The following is an 18854-nucleotide window of genomic DNA, read 5'->3' as shown; positions in this document are numbered from 1 at the left end:
AAAGGTCTTCTTTTTTATTTATTTTTATTACTTTACTTCATTTTTATTGACTTACTGTATTTATTAATGACATTCCACTTACCATTTTCTTTTCTTAATTCAAGGCTTATTTTTGAATAACAATCTTCTCCAGATTGTGTTACTATAACCTTATCTCCAAACTCATTCTTATAACTATGTTCTTCTATCTTATTTTTCGTATGACCTACCACAATAGCATCTATTCCATCTACTGACAGTGCAAGTTTTTTTATCTCACTACTTGGATTTTTTAGTGCCATATTATTATCTGAATGAACAACCACAACGATTACATCCGGATTTTCCTTTTGCATGACCTTTATCCATTCTTCTGCATCTTTTACTAAATTATTGGTATATAATTTTTCTGTTTCTTCAGGAATCTTTAAAGACTTTGAATCTTTATTCGAACCTGAATCACTTGAATCTTTTTTATCTTTATCTACAGTAAGACCCAGCACTCCAACCTTTATACTCCCTTCCCTAGTTTCCACTTTATGCATTATATATGGTTTTACATAGTTTTCTCCAGACTCATCATATATATTAGCTGACAAAACTGGTATTTTCATTTCCTCAAAGTTTTCTATAATAGAATCTAATGTGGATTTTTGTTCTTTAAAATCCTTTTTATCGGATGTAAGCTCATGACTACCAAGTACTACAGCATCATAACCAAGATATACAATTGGCCATTCATTTATTTTTTTATGGATACCCTTCCTTGCATTGTACTGCCACTCTTTAGACCACTTAGTCATTTCTTTTGCATTGGTATCCAAAAAATCTCCAGTATCAATAAATATAGGTTGGACATCTCTATCTCTTTCATTAAACAGACTAACTGCCATTTCATCTGAAAAATTTTGATGTAGACCAGATGTTGTGATTATATTTACTTCCTTTCCAAATACTTTTAACTCACTGCACTTATCTTTTATATACCACTTTTCATTCTTCTTATCTAGTGTAAAATTAATCTTTGATATGCTATTACCATGAGCTCCAGGTTGTGTTACTATTACTTCTTCACCTGATTTATTTTTATATGTATGCTGTTCTATTTTTTCATGTGTATGCCCTGCTACAATAGCATCTATACCATCTACAGTAGTTGCTAATTCCTTTATTTTATTTCCTGGGTTTTTAGGATTTTTAGGTTCTTCACCTGAGTGTACTATCGCAATTATTACATCTGGTTTCTCCTTTTCCATAACTTTTACCCACTTCTCAGCATCTTCTACTAAATCATTTGCATATAGCTCTCCTTTATATTGCGCTTGTTCACCAAGCTCTCTAGCTTTTTTGTCTTCTTCAAAATTTTTAAATCTTGAGCGTTCACCTACCTCCTTTATAGTTAGACCTAATATCCCGACCTTTACATCCCCCTTATCAGTCTTTACATTTTTCATTACGTATGGTTTTACATAGTTTTCTCCAGATTGTTTATATACATTTGCCGACACTAATGGTATGTTATTATTTTTAAAATCAGAAACTAATTTATCAAGGCTTTGTTTATCATTAGAAACAAATTCATGATTTCCAAATGTAACTGCATCATATTTTAGTTTTGACATTTCTTTAGCTAGAGGAACCTCTCCCTCACGTGGTTCAGCTATTTTTTTGTATTCTGGTATTCCATTTTTAAACCTTACCAGTTTTTGTCCAGTAAACCACTTGTTCATTTCGCCACTTTGCATATCAAAAAAATCACCTGCATCTACCATGAGTAGATTCTCATCATATTTCCTTTCTTCCTCCACATAAGATACCAAATTATCTGGAATAATTGAGTGTAAATCACTTGTAGCAAGTACATTAATTTCTGTATCTTTGGTACTTTGACACCCTACGAGTAATACTATTAAAAATATTATTGATGCCACTATAATAAATTTTATTTTCATAAAAGCCTCCCCCTTAGATTTTTGGATGATAATAAAATTTAATACCATGCTTTATCTTTACCATATAAGTTTGTACTATTTATTATACTAAAAGAACTATATGTAAATTCCTTTTTAATCAAATCTACATATAGTTCTCAATATTTTTTATTAGTAAGACAATACTTACTTTAGTAAACCAGATTATCAATTAAGATTTCTACTAGAATACTCATAATATATTTACCACATTTAAATACTCTTATCTACTCATCTTATCAATAATACTAATATTAGCTACTTTACTGTATCTATAAGTTTTATAAAATTATTCAACTGCTACTGTTTTACTAGACTTATCATTAATAACCCATGAATCCTTTTCTTTTTTTACCTTAAAAGTAATTTTAGAATAGAATTTACCATGTTCACCTGGTTGTGTCACTATAACTTTATCTCCAGCTTTATTTTTATAGTCATGTTCATCTATTTTTTCATGAGTATGACTAGCTACAATCGCATCAATTCCATCTACTGTAGTTGCTAGTTCCTTTATTCTATTGCCTGGATGTTTTGGGTTTTTAGGTTCTTCCCCTGAGTGCACTACTGCAACTATTATATCTGGTTTTTCTTTTTCCATCACTTTTACCCATTTCTTTGCTTCTTCCACTAAATCATTTGCGTACAATTTATCTTTGTATTGAAATTGCTCTTGTAAATTTACATTTTTAAGACCTTTCCCTACTTCTTTTATAGTAAGCCCTAATATTCCTACTTTTAAATTTCCTTCATTTGTTTCTACATCTTTTATGATATATGGATTAACATAATTTTCTCCAGATTGTCTATATATGTTCGCTGATAATACAGGAATTGTTATTTGTCCAAAGTCCTCTATAACAGCATCTAAAAGACGCTCATCTGACCAAAACTCATCTTTTTCAGATACAAACTCATGATTTCCAAGTACTACTGCATCATACATACCCTGATTCATAGATTTAACCATTGGACATCTACTAATCTTTTTCCCAGTATTGTTATCTCTTATATTTTTCCACTCTTTATACCATTGAGTCATTTCCTCTGTTTGAGGGTCTAAAAAGTCACCTGCATCTACTACAACAGGTTCGATTGGATTACTTCGTTCATTAACAAGACTTACTGTCAATTTATCAGAAAAATGTGAATGCAAATCTGCAGTAGCAACTATACTTACTTCTTTATCAATTATTTTTAACTTGCTAGATTTTTCTTCTATCTGCCACTTATCATCCTTCTTATTTAATTTAAAATTAATTTGTGACACACTATCTGCATGTGAACCTGGTTGTGTAACTATTACTTCTTCATCAGACTTATTTTTATATGTATGCTCATCTATTCTTTCATGAGTATGACCAGCTACAATTGCATCTATTCCATTCACTGTAGTTGCTAATTCTTTTATTCTATTACCTGCATTTCTAGTCGTTTTGGGTTCTTTACCTGAATGTACAACTGCAACTATTATATCTGGACTTTCTTTTTGCATTACTTTCACCCATTTCTTTGCATCTTCTACTAAATCATTTGCGTATAATTTGCCTTTGTATTCAGTTTGTTCTCCAAGCTCTCTTGCTTTTCTGTCTTTTTCAAAATCTTCAAGACCTAGGCTTTCCCCTACTTCTTTTATAGTAAGACCTAGTATTCCTACTTTTATATTCCCCTTATTTGTCTTAACATTTTTCATTATATATGGTTGTACATAGTTTTTTCCAGATTGTTCATATATATTTGCTGATACCAATGGCATATTATTATTTTTAAAATCAGAAACTAGTTTATCAAGATTTTGCTTATCATTTGAAACAAATTCATTGTCTCCAAATACCACAGCGTCATACTTCAAAGGAGCCATATCTTTAACTATAGGTACCTCATCTGTACTACGCTTAATTATATCTTCATATTCCGCTCTACCACTTTGTTTAATATTGATTAGTTTTCTTCCAGAAGTCCATTCCCACATTTCTTTACTTTGTGTGCCAAAAAAATCCCCTGCATCTACCATAAGTAAGTTTTCATTCTTTGCTCTTTCTTCTTTTACATATGAAACTAAAGAATCTGTCATAATTGAATGTAAATCAGCAGTAGCTAATATTTTAACCTCTGCATCTGCTACTTTTTTTTCTATATTTTTAGTACTTTGACATGCCACAAGTGATGTCATTAAGAATATCATAGATGTTATCATAGCAAATTTTATCTTCATAAAATCCCCCCTCTTAAATTTTAAGATTATAATAAAATTTAACATAATACTTTATTTTAAACTATAGCATTTTACATGTTTCTGCACAACTTTCACTTAGTCACATATTATTATATTTAAAGATACTCATTTCATTTTCTATTTTATTGTATTTAAGTATCTTTTATATTGTTATATTGAATAGGATAATTACAACTTAGATTTTAGTATGCAAGTATATTTAGTACATTTAAAACTACATGATAGTGAATAAAGTTTAAGATTAGATGTGTAAGAATACTGATACTAGTCTCAGTTTCTACCATAGATATGATATTAACAGTACAATTAGTAAAACGCTAAAGAACTGCATTGTACCACTCCACATCCTTGTGTGAAAGGGTACAAAGAAGTTCGATTTTATTTATATTAGTTTTTATAATTTACAAATTCATTCATTATTTTTTAGGATTTACAAGTTCATCAAGTAACTTTGGAAGTAGCTCATCTATTTGCTCATCATTAAACTGACAAGTTCCAACAGCTTTGTGTCCACCACCACCATACTTAAGCATTAGACTACCAACATCCACACTAGAAGTTCTATTTAAAATACTATACCCAACAGCTACAGAGCACCCTTTTCCACCTTTACCATTTACAATCCAAGCAGATATATTTTGCTCTGGATACATACTGTAAATCATAAAACGGTTCCCTGTGTAGATTGTCTCAACTCCACGTAAATCAGAAATGATGACATCGCCTTCTACACGTGTATACTTAGCAATCATCTCTTTAAATTTACTTGTTTGTTCAAAATAAACGTCTATACGTTCTTTTACATCTGGTAAATCTAAAATTTCTTCTGTACTTAAAGTTCTACATGCATCAATCAACTTCTCCATTAATTGATAGTTAGATATAGTAAAGTTTCTCCAACGACCAAGACCAGTTCTTGGGTCCATAAGATAACCAATTAAAATCCAGCCAGTTGGATTTTGTACTTCTTCTATTGTAAGATTTCCTGAATCAACTTTATCCACTGCTTCTAGCATCTCATTAAAGTGAGGAAATCTTTCACTTCCACCATAATACTCATAAATAATTCTTGCACAAGAAGGAGCAATACGGCTTTCCCCCTTATACTTTCCTAGAAGTTCATTTCTCTCAAATTCGCTAGAATGATGGTCAAACCAAAGACCACACCCCTCAACAAATGGTACATTTGCAAGGCAATCATCTTCTGTTACCTCAACCAATCCATCCTGTAAGTCCTTAGGATGAGCAAATTTCCAATTATCAATAATACCTGCTTCTTTTAATAGTGCACCACATACTAATCCATCAAAATCAGAACGTGTAATTAACCTCATAAGTTTCATCCCCTTTACTTTAAATATGTCATTATATACAATCTTTTCCTTAGATATATCATATCACTTTATATGTCAGCTTGATATACATTTTATTATATACATTGAAATAAAAATACTAAGAAAATAACAGTTTGACATAAAAATTAAACTGTTATTTTCTTAGTATTTTTACTACACTTCATATTCTTTAGGTGGTGTAATTATTAACCCTATAGAGTGCATTCTTCTGCCCTCTATATTTGAATTATTTTTAAGAGGTTCTAATATATTAGCAATATTTTTGCTTGCTTCAGTTATCTCATCAACACTAGCACACACTGGACAGACAGAAAATCCTGAACCATCTTTTAGAATATCCTTTTCCTCCCTTTCAGCATACTCATAAAATTCTTTTAAAAACACCATCATATATTGAGTAAATAGTTGCGCATATTCCTCTCCAGAATTCTCATTTATGATAGTCTTTACATCATCAGCTATATCTAACTTCATAGCATATACTTTTTCAACTGTTCCCCTTATTTTATGTTCTTCAACCACTTTTATAATATCATCTTCTAACATTTTATTAAGATAGCGATAAAGTGTAGCTTTTGATATATCTTGAAATTTTTCTCCCAATTGTTTTGCTGTAGTTTTATTATTTGAAAAAATCTCAAGTACCAACTTACATTTAATTGGATTTACAAAGCAATCCATCAGCCTATCATTCATATTATATTCCCTCCCATAATATTATTAACAAGATAATATTATCATGTTGATAATATTAATTCAAGATTGTCTGGAAATCTTATACATTAGTTAAGATATCCTCTTTTATATTTAACTAGGAAAAGTAATAACTTTTTCATATACAATTCCTCTTCAAAAAATAAAAAAGCCCTTGAATTATTTACATAACTCAAAGACTTTACGTTTCATGATTTAATACTAAGCTAATTTTGCTTTAGCAGCTTCTGCTAATTTTGCAAATCCTTCTGGGTCTTGTATAGCCATTTCAGATAACATCTTTCTGTTAACTTCAATACCAGATAATTTTAATCCATTCATTAATCTTGAATAAGATATTCCATTCATTCTAGCAGCTGCATTTATTCTTTGTATCCAAAGTTTTCTGAAGTCTCTCTTCTTTAACTTTCTTCCTATATAAGCATTTTTTAATGCTTTCATTACGAATGTATTTGCTGGTCTATATAATTTGCTTCTAGATCCTCTGAATCCTTTTGCAAGTTTTAATATTTTCTTATGCTTTTTACGAGCGTTCATAGCTTTTTTAACTCTTGCCATCGTTATGACCTCCTTTTATATCCCTCTTCTATAGTTATTATTTATAATCTGTATCTTAGTATGGTAATAATTGTGCTATTCTCTTAGCATCTCCATCACTTACTAAAGTTGATTTTCTTAAGTTCATTTTAGTTTTTGCAGATTTTTTAGTTAATATATGTTTTTTATAAGCTTTAGCTCTCTTTAACTTTCCAGTTCCTGTTTTCTTTAATCTCTTTGCTGCACCTCTATGAGTTTTCATTTTAGGCATGACAAATTCCTCCTCTCAGTTAATCATCTATTTTTTTGGATCTATAATTACAACCATATTATTACCCTCAAATGCAGGGGCTTTTGTTGGTTCTCCAAACTCTTTTATTATCTCTAAAAACTTAAGCATAACTTCTTTGCCTATGTCTTTATGTCCTAATTCTCTTCCTCTAAATCTAAGTTCAACTTTGACTTTATCCCCTTTTTTAAGGAACTTTATAGCATTATTAGCTTTCGTATTTAAATCATTTTGTTCAATACCTGGTCTAAGTCTTACTTCCTTTACAACTATAGTTTTTTGCTTTTTCTTAGCTTCTTTGTCTTTTCTCGCTTGTTCGTATCTAAACTTTCCATAATCCATTATCTTACATACTGGTGGATTTGCATTTGGCGAGATTTGAACTAAATCTAAGTTTTTGCTAGTAGCCATTGCTTGAGCTTCTTTAGTAGGCATTACTCCAAGTTGTTCACCTGTTGATGAAAGGACTCTTATTTCCTTATCTTTTATTTGTTCATTGATTGCTAATTCTTTGCTAATTGTAGGACACCTCCAAATTTTTTATAAAATAAAAAGCGAATGATATAATCATCCGCCATATAAGTTACCAAATTTAAACAAGCTTAAACTAATATTAAGCTTTAACTTATATTTACCTTACTAACCTTCGTCGTAAGGTGAGAAGCGGACTTCTTCTTTGTTTTATTCTTACCTTAACTACTATATCACTTAATCAAATTATTTGCAACTACTTTTTTTAGTTTACCAAAATTTAATTACTTCTTCCTAATAATCATTATATGTACATGCTTCTTATTTTGCTATTAATTTTTAGATATTTAATATATGCTCCTAAATCGATATTATTTTAAAACTATAACTAAAAAACTTACTTAGCCAATTTTATACACAATACCATACTTAACATCCCTCAATATATACAATGTAACATTTTTATCATTTTTATTTTATCTTGATTTGTCACATTTTATTAAACGTATAAAAACAATCCTTATATATACATAAATTCACTTTTTCATACATTTCGCAAATTTATTTTTATTTGGATAACATGTATATTTTTTCCATGAAAAATAAATAATAAAAAATAGTAAATATGGAAAATATAAAATTGATTAACAATAATTAATTACCTGAGGTGTGAATATGAAAATGCTAAACAACTTTTTTAAGAAAATCAACAATCCAGTTCCTGTCTTTGCACAAACAAAAATGGAAAGAGAAAATCAAACAGATGATTCACTTTCTACAAAACCAAAGACTACATTTAGAGACGTTGCTGGATTAGACGAAGTAAAAGAAGAACTATTTGAGATAGTTGATTTTATGAAGTCACCACAAAAATATCAAAAAATGGGTGCGAAGATACCTAAAGGGGTATTATTTTATGGTCCTCCAGGAACAGGGAAGACTTTACTTGCATCTGCTGTAGCTGGTGAAACAAACTCATCATTTTTCAATGTTACAGGTTCAGAGTTTGTTGAAAAATACGTAGGTGTAGGAGCAAAAAGGGTTAGAACTTTATTTGAAAAAGCTAGAAAAGAAGCTCCAAGTATAATATTTATAGACGAAATAGATGCTGTAGGAGCAAAAAGACATCTTGAGAGCAACAACGAAAAGGACCAAACATTAAACCAACTTTTAGTTGAAATGGATGGATTTAATAAAGATTCCAATGTATTAATAATAGGTGCTACCAATAGACTTGACTTATTAGATGAAGCTTTACTTAGACCAGGAAGATTTGACAGACACATTCATATAGGTGCACCAAATTATCACACTAGATTTGAAATTCTAAAGGTACATACAGATGACAAGCCTATAGACAAATCTGTAAATCTAGAACTTTTAGCTAAAAAAACTCATGGTTTCAATGGAGCGCATCTTTCAAATATAGCAAATGAAGCAGCTATATTTGCAGTTAGAGATGACAGTGAATACATTACATCAGAACACTTTGACAAGGCACTTGAAAGAGTCATTGCAGGGCTAGAATCTAAAAACTCTGCACTAGTTGAGAAAGAGAAAAAAATAGTAGCTTATCACGAAGCGGGACATGCTCTTGTAAGTGATATAGTGGGAATTTGTCCTATACAAAAAATATCTATAGTTCCTAGAGGACAAGCATTAGGTTATGTTCTTCAATTACCTGATGAAGATAGATATATTTATACTAAGGATGAATTAATTGGAAAAATAAAAATACTACTTGCAGGAAAAGCATCAGAAGAATTAATATTTAACCACAAATCTACTGGTGCAAAAGATGACTTAAAGAAAGTTACAGAAATAGCTAACCAAATGGTTTGTGAATATGGTATGAGTAACTTAGGATTTATGACTATTGATGGAAATGATAAAACTTTCTTATGTGATAAAGTTCAAAAAGAAGCAAATCGTATAGTTGAAATTTGTTATAAAGAGACTTTAGAGATATTAAAGGATAATCTTGAAGATTTACATTCTGTTTCTAAATTCCTATTTGAAAAAGAAACTATGACTCATGAAGAGTTAAAAGATTTAATAGGAAAAGAAGCTGTAAACTAGTATAAGCTGATTTAAGAGTATTTCTAAAAGTAATTGTATTAAAATCAAAAAGCTATGAGTTTAATTTTATATTATTAAACTTATAGTTTTTTTGTTTTTGATTTTATATATTAATGTAATCTATACAAATAAAATTATAATAAATTTAAAAAGCACTAATCTTTTTAAAAAACAAGGCTGTATGTAGATTCATGTAAAACAAATCTACATACAGCCTCATATCTTTCTAATTTTAATACTATTTTCTAATATCTATTTCTTTTACTTACGATTAATTTTTATTTAATTTACAATCTTACTTTTTATCAGTAGCTTTTTTTTCTTCTTTAGTATTACTTTTTTGACTGTCTTGCACTGACTCATCGCTTATTTCCTTAGATTCGGTCATATTTTTATTTTCTTCTGTATTATTGATATTAGCATCTTCTTTGTTTTCAGCTTTTATTTTTTCATCTGTATTTTGCTTTTCAAATTTTTCATATTCTCTATATTCATTCTCTATTTTACAATCTTTAGCACCAAATTCTTTATACTCTTTATGTTCCCTAAGGTCTCTTTCATCATGGTTTCTTTTATCTCCACTTGGTTCAAATCCTTCATGATTTCTGCATTCTCCTTGTCCATATCCTTTTGGGGCAAAGCCTTCATGATTCTTGCATTCTCCTTGGTCATATCCTCTTGGCTCAAATCCTTCATGACCTCTGAAGTCCCTTTGACCATGCTCTCTTGGTGTAAATCCTCCATAACCTCTAAAGTCTCCTTGTTCATGTTCTCTTGATTCAAAGTTTCCATGACTTCTAAATTCTCCTTGACCACAGTCTCTTGGTGTAAATCCTCCATAACCTCTGAATTCTCCTTGTTCATGTCCTCTTGATTCAAAATTACCATGGCCTCTGAAGTCTCCTTGACCAGGTTCTCTTGATTCAAAGTTTCCATGGCCTCTGAAGTCTCCTTGACCATATCCTCTTTGCTCAAATCCTTCATGACCTCTACACTCTCCATGACCATATCCTCTTGACCCAAATCCTTCACGATGCATCATTTCAAATAATCTGCATCCTTCACACATATGATTCCATGGGTTACTGTGATAACCTTCAAATCCTCTAAAATTTTCTTTTTTATCTCTGTAATAATTCATATTAACTCCTCCTAATTAATTCGATTTTTTCATTAATTTATTTTCTCGCTTTTTATTAAGGTACCTTATCTATCTTTAATTATAAAGGTACCTTATTATTTTGTCAACATTATTTTTAAGGTACCTTATTTTTATTCGTTTAATTTTTTTCAAAAAAAGTGAACCATTTATAGTAAAATCTTATCTAATAAGTGAAAGGCAAAAAAGTAGCGCTACAATTTGCATAGAAAGGTAGGAATTCATTTGAATAAAACTACATTTATAAATAATATCCTTGAATCAGAACAGACTTTGTATCGTGTATCTAAGTCTATTCTGGGAAATGAGCAGGATTGTGAAGATGCTGTCAACAATGCTATTTTAAAAGCATATGAAAAGTTAGATTCTCTTAAGGAAGAACAATATTTTAAAACGTGGTTGATTAGAATAGTGATAAATGAATGTAATTCATTAAGACGTAAACAATTGAAATTTCTATCATTTGAAGACGTATTTAAAAATAAAAAAATCGATGAAAAAGAAGATTATAACGATTTATATATTGCTATTCAAAGTCTCCCTAAAAAGATTAAAGTTCCAATAATCCTTTACTATATTGAAGGTTATTCAGTTGATGAAATTAAGGAAATATTGGATATACCTCAGGGAACTGTAAAAAGTAGATTATCAAGAGGAAGAAAATTATTAAAAACTAAATTAGAAAATATGGAGGTAATCATATGAATAAAAATAGCTTAAATAATTCGTTTCCAAAAGCTCCAGAAAGCTTTCATAATAGTTTAAATAAAACGCTAAATAGTTTACCAGAAAGGGAGGAAAATTATAAAATGAATAATAATAAAACACATAAATTACCATTTGGAAGAGGTTTAGTAGCAACTTTAGCTATCACTTTAGTATTAGGTACAACAGCTCTTGCAGTAGGAGAAATATATAGTATAGTTGGAAAATCAAGCATTAAGCCTACCTATACATCGATTCCAACTACTGAACAGGTAAAAAAAGACTTTAACTTTACCCCTAATCTAATTTCTGAATTTAGTAATGGGTATAAATTTGAAGGTGCATATACTATAAATGAAAAAGCACTTGATAAAAAAGATAATGTTTTAGGAGAATTAAAAGCACTTGAGTTTAAGTATAAAAATGGTAATGATGAAATATCTCTTGAAACAGCAAATAATATGCTTGGAAAAGATTCTGATAAAATGAAAGTTGTAGATACTTACAAAGATATAAATATTTCTTATGAAACATCAATGTACAAGTTTGTGCCAGAAGGTTATAAAATGACAGAACAGGATAAACTTGATGAAAAATCAGGCAAATATACATTTAGTGAAGGAACAGATAAAGTGGAAGTTAATGAATTTAAATTCTTAGCTTGGGAACAAGATGGAGTTTACTACTCTTTTACAGTTCAAGATTCAAATTTATCTATGAATGACTTAGTTAAAATGACTCATGAAGTAATAGATGTAAAATAAGCATAATTAACAATAAAGTGTTTATGAGTTTATTGTATATAACTTTAGTTTTCTTATTAGTAAATATAGTTGTATCTTCCATCTTTATATTTTCTTTAAATTTAATATATAAAATTTTAGATATTTAACTGCTCTGAAAATTTAACTACTCTAAAAAAGTTATTACTAATATTAAAAAGCCCTTAAAAATCCCATTCATTTGGAATTTTAAGGGCTTTAACTTTATTGTAAATCATTATCCGAATTTTACTTTCAGATACACAATAAGCTATCCAGTTTAGATTTTAAAATATTTAACTTTATCATAACTTATTGTATAAATTTTAATTGAAACTATATAATAAATTAATAAAAAATAGATAAATTAAGATAGATTATAAACATTTGATACTCTTAAAATAAAAATCAGATTGTAATCATAAACTTGCTATTTTAATAAAGGGGTTATTTCACCTAAATAGTATATATTTAGCACATGAAGAGCTCTTGTACAACAAGTGTAAAGAAGCAATCTTTCATCTTCACTATTGTACCTTTCCTCACTTGCATCGTATATTACAACTATATCAAATTCAAGCCCCTTAGATAAATATGAAGGTATTACTAATACACCATTTACATACTCATCATCATCTTTTATTATAACCTCTACATCAATATTATTTTCCTTTAAAAACTCATACACTTCCTTAGCTTCACGAGCTGTCTTTGTTATAATTCCAATGGACTTGTAATTTTTCTGTTTGTAACCTTTTATATCTTCAACAAGCTTTTTATCCATATAATTTTTTTCTTTAAAACCAATAACCTTAGGTTCATCACCATGTCTCTCAACATACTCAGTATCTATAGCTTTTGTAAGAAGCTTTCTTGAGAATCTAGTAATTTCCATTGTAGAACGGTATGTTTTACTTAGATTTATTACACAAGTATCATTCTTCAATACATTAGGAATATTATTATAATCTCCAACATTCATAAATGGATTTATTGATTGATTAATATCTCCTAATATAGTCATATTGGCAGATTTAAAAAGTTTATAAAATATTTCATATTGTAAAGGAGTATAGTCCTGTGCCTCATCTATGATTACATATTTAATCTGTGATGTATTTGGAATACCTCCAAGAGCTCCCTTTAGATATAAAAGAATCACTTGGTCTTCATAATAAAGACTCTTTGCACTTAAATTATCCATTGTATAAGTTTTTATATTATCTATAATATTCTTATCATACTCAAAATTCGCCTTATCTAAAAATATCTCCAAATTCTTAAACAAATTTTTATAAGTATCTATCAAGTCTAATTCTGTCATTCTTGAAATTTTAGAGTAAACTTCTTTAAGATGTTTTTTTACAATGAAAGTACTTTTCTCCATCATTTCTTCTTTTTCTATATAATCACCAGAAGCTTGAAGCTCTTTAAATATTTCATCAATCCAAGCTTTTTCATATGGGTCAATTAAAAATATTATTCTTGATTTTATTTTCTCTAATCTTTTCTTAATTGGTAAGTTTGAATAGTCATTAGAAAATAGCGTTTGTAACTCTTTAGATGAAATTATTAACTTACCTCTTACAATAATATCTTCAAAACATCTATCATCTGTTTCTAAATAATTTAGATATCGTTTTAATATATTTGTGAAGTCTAAAGAAGTTTTATACTCTATATTTTCTATTCTATCCTTATATGTGATTTTCCTGTTGTTATTAAGAATATACTCCATCATTTCAGCTGGGCTTTCTTTTTTAAATTCATCACCAAGTTCTTTATACATATAGTCTTTAAATGTTGTCTGACAGATATTATCTTCACCAAGTTGTGGGAGTACGTTTGATATATAATCATTAAATATATTATTTGGAGAAAATATCATTATATTTTCAGAAGTTATTTTATCTTTATGCTTATACAATAAATATGCTATTCTATGAAGTGCTATAGATGTCTTTCCGCTTCCAGCAGCACCTTGTACGATTAAGTTTTTATATTTTTCATTACGAATTACTTGATTTTGCTCTCTTTGAATGGTAGTAACTATAGTTTTCATTTTTTCATCAGAGTTTTTACCTAAAAGCTCTTGCAAAACATCATCATCTATATTTAGGTTACTATCAAACATATACTCAATTTTGCCATCTTTTATCTTATACTGTCTTTTTTTAGTGATTTCTCCAGATATTATCCCCTCTGGACACTCATAACTTGCTTGTCCAATTTCATAATCATAAAACATACTTGAAATAGGAGCTCTCCAATCATATACAAGAAAATCATAATCATCATTAATAAGATTTGACAATCCAATATAACACTTTTGACACTCAGTTTCACAAGCTTCTGTAAAGTCAATTCTTCCAAAATAAGGAGATTCAATCATTCTTTCATACTTATCTTTGAGTTTCTTAGTAAATTCATGGCTCCTTTTTTGATGTTTCATAACATCCATAAATGACATAAATTCTGAAAGTTGTTCTAATCCATTTTCAGCAGAAATAGAACCTAAGTCATTCCATAGTTCCCTTTGAGTCTCTATAGCATCTTTTTTTAGCTTATCTTCTTCATTACGCTTTTCCTCAAGTTGTCTATTAGCCTCTTTAAGAGTTTTTTGTAGCCATTGATTTTCAAGATTTGACTCAAAATCATTTAGATTCATACTATAATCCTCCTCAATTGAAATTAACATTTAATCCACTATATCAATTATATAGAAATGAGGATATATTCACAGTCTTAAAAAAAATTTTTATTTATGATATAATTATAGTGGGAAGGAAAATATTTTTTTTCTCAGAGCAGTTTATTTAACTGCAAAACTTCTATTTTTTAAACAATAAAATAGGATAGTATTTTTTATTACTACCCTATTAACTCTCAATAGACTTTATTTTATATTACTACAAGTTCCATTTGTATAACCTCTTCTTTTACAAGTCTATCATTCCATGTAATTCCACTAGCTATTGTATTTACCTCCACAAACCCTAAAGATTTATAAACATGAATAGCTCTACTATTGCTTTTTAACACGTCTAACTCAATTTTTTTATATCCATATTCTTTTGATAAATCAATAATTTGTTTTAGAAGGCTACTCCCAATACCTTTTTCTCTATATTCTTTAAGAATGCCCATACCTAAGTAACCAACCGTCTCTGTTTTAGGCAAAACATCACACCAACCAATACAGGTATCCGATTTCACCTCAATTATAAATAATTGTGGGAAATTTTTAGTTATAACATTCTTTATAAATTCAACTGTTTCTTCAAAAGGAAATGCCTGGTCTGTAGCTAGATATTTCCTCTCTTTTGCAATTTTATCAAAAGTCTGCCAATATGACCAAATATACTTTTCTTCTGACTTTATAAATTTTATTTCTTCCATCAGCTCAACATTCCCCTTTTTAATTTATGATTATAGTTAAATATTTTTTTATTATTCTAATTTATAATGATATATAAATTACTAGATATAGTAATATATTAGCCTAAAATAGTTTTGTATATTTCTATTTATATCTCTCTATTAAAATAAATTCTTTGATAGTTAAAATAATATAGATACATTAGTCTTTTGATTCTATACTTAAACATCTCACAGTTTGATTTAAAGTATAATAAAATATATAAAAAAAATTATCAAATAATACTATAAAATTTTTAAATCTTAAGCAATCTCTTATTTGATTTCATCGATATATTACTTGCTTTCATCAATATCTTGTCTGCTTTCACTATTGTATTACTTGCTTTCATCAGTATCTTGTCTGTTTTCACTATTGTATTACTTACTTTCATCAATATCTTGTCTGCTTTCATTCTTAGAGCTATTTTTTCTATCAAGTTCTTTTTCCGTGAATAACTCTGGATGTTGTTTCATCAATTGTTCAATAAGTTCTGGATGTTGTTTTACCATCTGTTCAAGTAAATCTTCTCTATTAAAAAATTCTGGATATTCTTCACGTGAATTAAATAGGTTTTGAACTCCATCTCTACCATTAAACCCACCTAAATACTGTCCATGATGTGGTCTTGGTGGCGGTTGCATATGTGCTCCATCAAAGTTATTACCATCCTCACTTTTTATAGTTCTTTCTAGTTCATCAGTAATCTTTGTAAGAATATAACTCAAAGTACTCTTTTCTTCTGGTTCTAATACATTAAATATCTGATTAGTTGGGTCTTCTCTCTGCTCATTTTTATTAATTTCATCCATTCCCTTTGATGTCAATTTTACTACCATTACTCTACGGTCTTTTTCTGAGTGTGTACGAGTGATAAATTCTTGATTTTCTAATTTTGAAAGCAACTCTCCTAAAGATTGAGGTCTCATATCAAGTAAGTATGATAGTTCTTTTTGAGTGATTTCTGGCTTTATTTTTAACATCGATAAAACTCTACCTTGTCCTCTATGTGTTGCTCTAAAAAATCCATTTGATTTATGGTTTTGAAGGTGAAATTTATGTAGCAATGACTGCACTTTAAAAAATTGTTCTAATAAATTTTCTTCTTTTGTTTCATTCATTATGGTCCCTCCTAATTTATTTTATAATTACATATTCTTATTCAGTATGTTATTTATTTTATAATTGCATATTTTGTTTACTTCGAATCTATAATTTAAAAGCCTCTTTACTTGTATCGAGTATAAAAGTAAGCCCTTAATTTGTCAATGTTAGTTTGTAATAAATTATAAATTTCCTACAACTACACATCTTCATTTATCTATATTATATCCTATTCAAAGTTTATATCCTATACTTATGCTTTTTGTATCATATAATTATATTTTACATTATATGCTTATTTTTTATATAATCCTTTTACTTAATACACTCTATTAATTTATACGTTATTTAATAATACTTACAAACTCTAAAAATAATGTTTTATAGGGCTTTGACTACATGTTTTATGAGACTTTGACTGACAGTTATTATGTATATATATAAAGGAAATGACTTTGTAATATAACTATGATACAATTTGACTAGCTAAAAGATTGTAGGAATCTAACTTTAACATAAGGAGGGCTATATAATGTCATTATTAGTCCAATGTATAATCCTTTGCATAATATTTACGATTGTAATTTTGCCTGGTCAATATCGAAATCCTCTGTCTCAATTTGCATCATATCCACCTGCAATAAAAAGACGAGTTTATGAATTGCCTCAATATAAAGACTTTATAAGCTCAGTAGAAAATAAAAATTGGAAACGCAAAATTTTAGGTACATTATTGATTACCGTACTTTTTGCTATATTGTCATATTTTTCAGGAAAAGTGACATTTGTAACAGCTTTTTTTCATGTATTCATATTATTTCTATCAGTAAACTTATATGATTTAATAATATTTGATTTGATTATTTTTTGCCATAGTAAAAAACTAATGATTCCAGGAACAGAAGATATGACAACAGAATACAAGAATCAAATGCACCACATAATAGGTGCATTAAAAGGGTGTGCAATTGGTACAGTCGTGTCACTTATATCTGCTTCACTTGTTTTAGGTATTGGGCTATTTATATAAATAAACTCAAGTTTATAAATTACATATTTATAGCATAATAAAATGAATATTTATAGTTAAGGCATATATTGTACAATAATATATGCCTTCTTAATTGTTAAGAAACAAGATAAATAGTCTATAATAAATAATCTATCTTCAAATTAAAAGTAACATTTATAGTAGTGTGAAAAACAATAAAAAATACTTTATATTTCTTAAATGAAAACACCCACTTGACATAAACAATCTAATTGAGCATAAACAATTAAAAAAACTATTTTAAAGTTAACTTTTTCATCTAACTTTTGCTATTAATGACTCTAGCTATCAAGGAAATTGTATTAAAATACTTGCCAGCCTCTACTTCCAGCATTTTTTTATCATTTCTAGCATAAGAATTATCACAGTTTACCCAATCATTCCATACTTCATCATGGCAACTTAAAGCTTCACATTTCTCTAAAGTTACAGATTCAGTTTCTGACCAAAGTTCATTCCACCATTTAATTGAATGGAAATTCATATTATCCTGCCAAAATGGAATGAGTTCATCTGGTATACAATTCACAAAATCTTGTTTTAATCCAGGCATTGTCATAGCAATTATTCCTCCCTCTTTTACAAGGGGTGATATGTGGTTTTCTAAAAATCCTTCTTTATTTCCAAAATAGTGATAAGAGTTCACACTTATTACTGCATCAAAAAAACCTTCTGCGTAAGGCAATTCATGTGCCTCAGCTTGTATAGGAAATATTTTATTATCTAAATTAAATTGCTTAAATCTTTCATAGTTTTCAGTTGGTTCTATCCATAAATCCGTTGCAAATACAGTAGCATCAAATTCATTTGCTAAAAATATAGAAGATATTCCTCTCCCACATCCTAGGTCTAAAATACGCATTCCTTTTTCTAATTTTATCTTACTTGTTAATTCTTCCAATATTTTTATACAATTAGGTCCCATCATATTTTCCATGAGAAATTTCTTATCGTATTTATTACTCCTTGTAAATACCATACTATCTTTCCTTTCCCTCTCAATTATTATTTATTAAATTTCATATA

17 protein-coding genes are annotated in these 18854 nt (G+C 28.6%); 4 read left to right on the top strand and 13 right to left on the bottom strand.

The window, feature by feature from the left end:
- Nucleotides 1–32: 32 nt before the first annotated feature.
- From ACTG47_RS03720 to infC, 7 genes are all read right to left on the bottom strand, one after another.
- A complete protein-coding gene (locus ACTG47_RS03720; protein WP_479926164.1) occupies nucleotides 33–1931 on the bottom strand; it encodes a metallophosphoesterase in 1899 nt (632 codons plus the stop codon).
- Nucleotides 1932–2238: 307 nt separating this feature from the next.
- Complete coding sequence (locus ACTG47_RS03715; protein WP_479926163.1) at nucleotides 2239–4164, bottom strand: metallophosphoesterase; 1926 nt, start codon at nucleotides 4162–4164, stop codon at nucleotides 2239–2241.
- Between the two features lie 437 nt (nucleotides 4165–4601).
- Nucleotides 4602–5519 carry an exopolyphosphatase gene (locus ACTG47_RS03710; protein ID WP_479926162.1) on the bottom strand — a complete coding sequence of 306 codons (918 nt, stop codon included), beginning with the start codon at nucleotides 5517–5519 and terminating at the stop codon, nucleotides 4602–4604.
- 174 nt (nucleotides 5520–5693) lie between these two features.
- The gene (locus ACTG47_RS03705; protein ID WP_479926161.1) at nucleotides 5694–6236 is read right to left on the bottom strand and encodes a helix-turn-helix domain-containing protein; all 543 of its coding nucleotides are present in this window, start codon (nucleotides 6234–6236) and stop codon (nucleotides 5694–5696) included.
- Nucleotides 6237–6455: 219 nt separating this feature from the next.
- Nucleotides 6456–6812 (bottom strand): 50S ribosomal protein L20, encoded by a 357-nt coding sequence (gene rplT / locus ACTG47_RS03700; RefSeq protein WP_021383519.1) that lies wholly within the window; start codon nucleotides 6810–6812, stop codon nucleotides 6456–6458.
- A 55-nt stretch (nucleotides 6813–6867) separates the two neighbouring features.
- Nucleotides 6868–7062, bottom strand: a complete 195-nt coding sequence (gene rpmI, locus ACTG47_RS03695) for a 50S ribosomal protein L35 (RefSeq protein WP_003418222.1) — start codon at nucleotides 7060–7062, stop codon at nucleotides 6868–6870.
- Between the two features lie 27 nt (nucleotides 7063–7089).
- Nucleotides 7090–7581, bottom strand: a complete 492-nt coding sequence (infC, locus tag ACTG47_RS03690; RefSeq protein WP_479927062.1) for a translation initiation factor IF-3 — start codon at nucleotides 7579–7581, stop codon at nucleotides 7090–7092.
- Nucleotides 7582–8226: 645 nt separating this feature from the next.
- Between infC and ACTG47_RS03685 the strand changes: the two genes are divergently transcribed.
- Nucleotides 8227–9630, top strand: coding sequence for an AAA family ATPase (locus tag ACTG47_RS03685; RefSeq protein ID WP_169470494.1), 1404 nt, complete (start codon nucleotides 8227–8229; stop codon nucleotides 9628–9630).
- 295 nt (nucleotides 9631–9925) lie between these two features.
- Here ACTG47_RS03685 and ACTG47_RS03680 read toward each other — a convergent pair whose 3' ends face one another.
- Nucleotides 9926–10771: a hypothetical protein gene (locus ACTG47_RS03680; protein ID WP_479926160.1), complete on the bottom strand. Its 846-nt coding sequence runs from the start codon at nucleotides 10769–10771 to the stop codon at nucleotides 9926–9928.
- 243 nt (nucleotides 10772–11014) lie between these two features.
- Here ACTG47_RS03680 and ACTG47_RS03675 point away from each other — a divergent pair, with 243 nt between their 5' ends.
- On the top strand, nucleotides 11015–11494 hold the full coding sequence (locus ACTG47_RS03675) for an RNA polymerase sigma factor (protein ID WP_479926159.1): 480 nt from the start codon (nucleotides 11015–11017) through the stop codon (nucleotides 11492–11494).
- A complete protein-coding gene (locus ACTG47_RS03670; RefSeq protein ID WP_479926158.1) occupies nucleotides 11491–12258 on the top strand; it encodes a hypothetical protein in 768 nt (255 codons plus the stop codon). The genes ACTG47_RS03675 and ACTG47_RS03670 overlap by 4 nt, the downstream gene beginning before the upstream one ends.
- A 427-nt stretch (nucleotides 12259–12685) precedes the next feature.
- On the opposite strand, the gene helD is transcribed toward ACTG47_RS03670, so the two are convergent.
- The 4 genes from helD to ACTG47_RS03650 form a co-directional block, all read right to left on the bottom strand.
- Nucleotides 12686–14923: an RNA polymerase recycling motor HelD gene (gene helD / locus ACTG47_RS03665; protein WP_479926157.1), complete on the bottom strand. Its 2238-nt coding sequence runs from the start codon at nucleotides 14921–14923 to the stop codon at nucleotides 12686–12688.
- A gap of 233 nt (nucleotides 14924–15156) precedes the next feature.
- A complete protein-coding gene (locus tag ACTG47_RS03660; RefSeq protein WP_479926156.1) occupies nucleotides 15157–15654 on the bottom strand; it encodes a GNAT family N-acetyltransferase in 498 nt (165 codons plus the stop codon).
- Nucleotides 15655–15929: 275 nt separating this feature from the next.
- Nucleotides 15930–16088, bottom strand: coding sequence for a hypothetical protein (locus ACTG47_RS03655; protein ID WP_479926155.1), 159 nt, complete (start codon nucleotides 16086–16088; stop codon nucleotides 15930–15932).
- Nucleotides 16054–16794, bottom strand: coding sequence for a MarR family winged helix-turn-helix transcriptional regulator (locus tag ACTG47_RS03650; RefSeq protein ID WP_479926154.1), 741 nt, complete (start codon nucleotides 16792–16794; stop codon nucleotides 16054–16056). The genes ACTG47_RS03655 and ACTG47_RS03650 overlap by 35 nt, the downstream gene beginning before the upstream one ends.
- A gap of 515 nt (nucleotides 16795–17309) precedes the next feature.
- Between ACTG47_RS03650 and ACTG47_RS03645 the strand changes: the two genes are divergently transcribed.
- Nucleotides 17310–17807, top strand: a complete 498-nt coding sequence (locus ACTG47_RS03645; protein WP_479926153.1) for a hypothetical protein — start codon at nucleotides 17310–17312, stop codon at nucleotides 17805–17807.
- A gap of 280 nt (nucleotides 17808–18087) precedes the next feature.
- Here the strand turns inward: ACTG47_RS03645 and ACTG47_RS03640 are convergent, their stop codons facing one another.
- On the bottom strand, nucleotides 18088–18807 hold the full coding sequence (locus tag ACTG47_RS03640) for an SAM-dependent methyltransferase (RefSeq protein ID WP_479926152.1): 720 nt from the start codon (nucleotides 18805–18807) through the stop codon (nucleotides 18088–18090).
- Nucleotides 18808–18854 lie beyond the last annotated feature (47 nt).

It is taken from the genome of Clostridioides sp. LIBA-6622 (assembly GCF_056716095.1).
The sequence above is the reverse complement of the archived record's forward strand: the minus strand, read 5'-3'. Positions and strand labels throughout refer to the sequence as shown.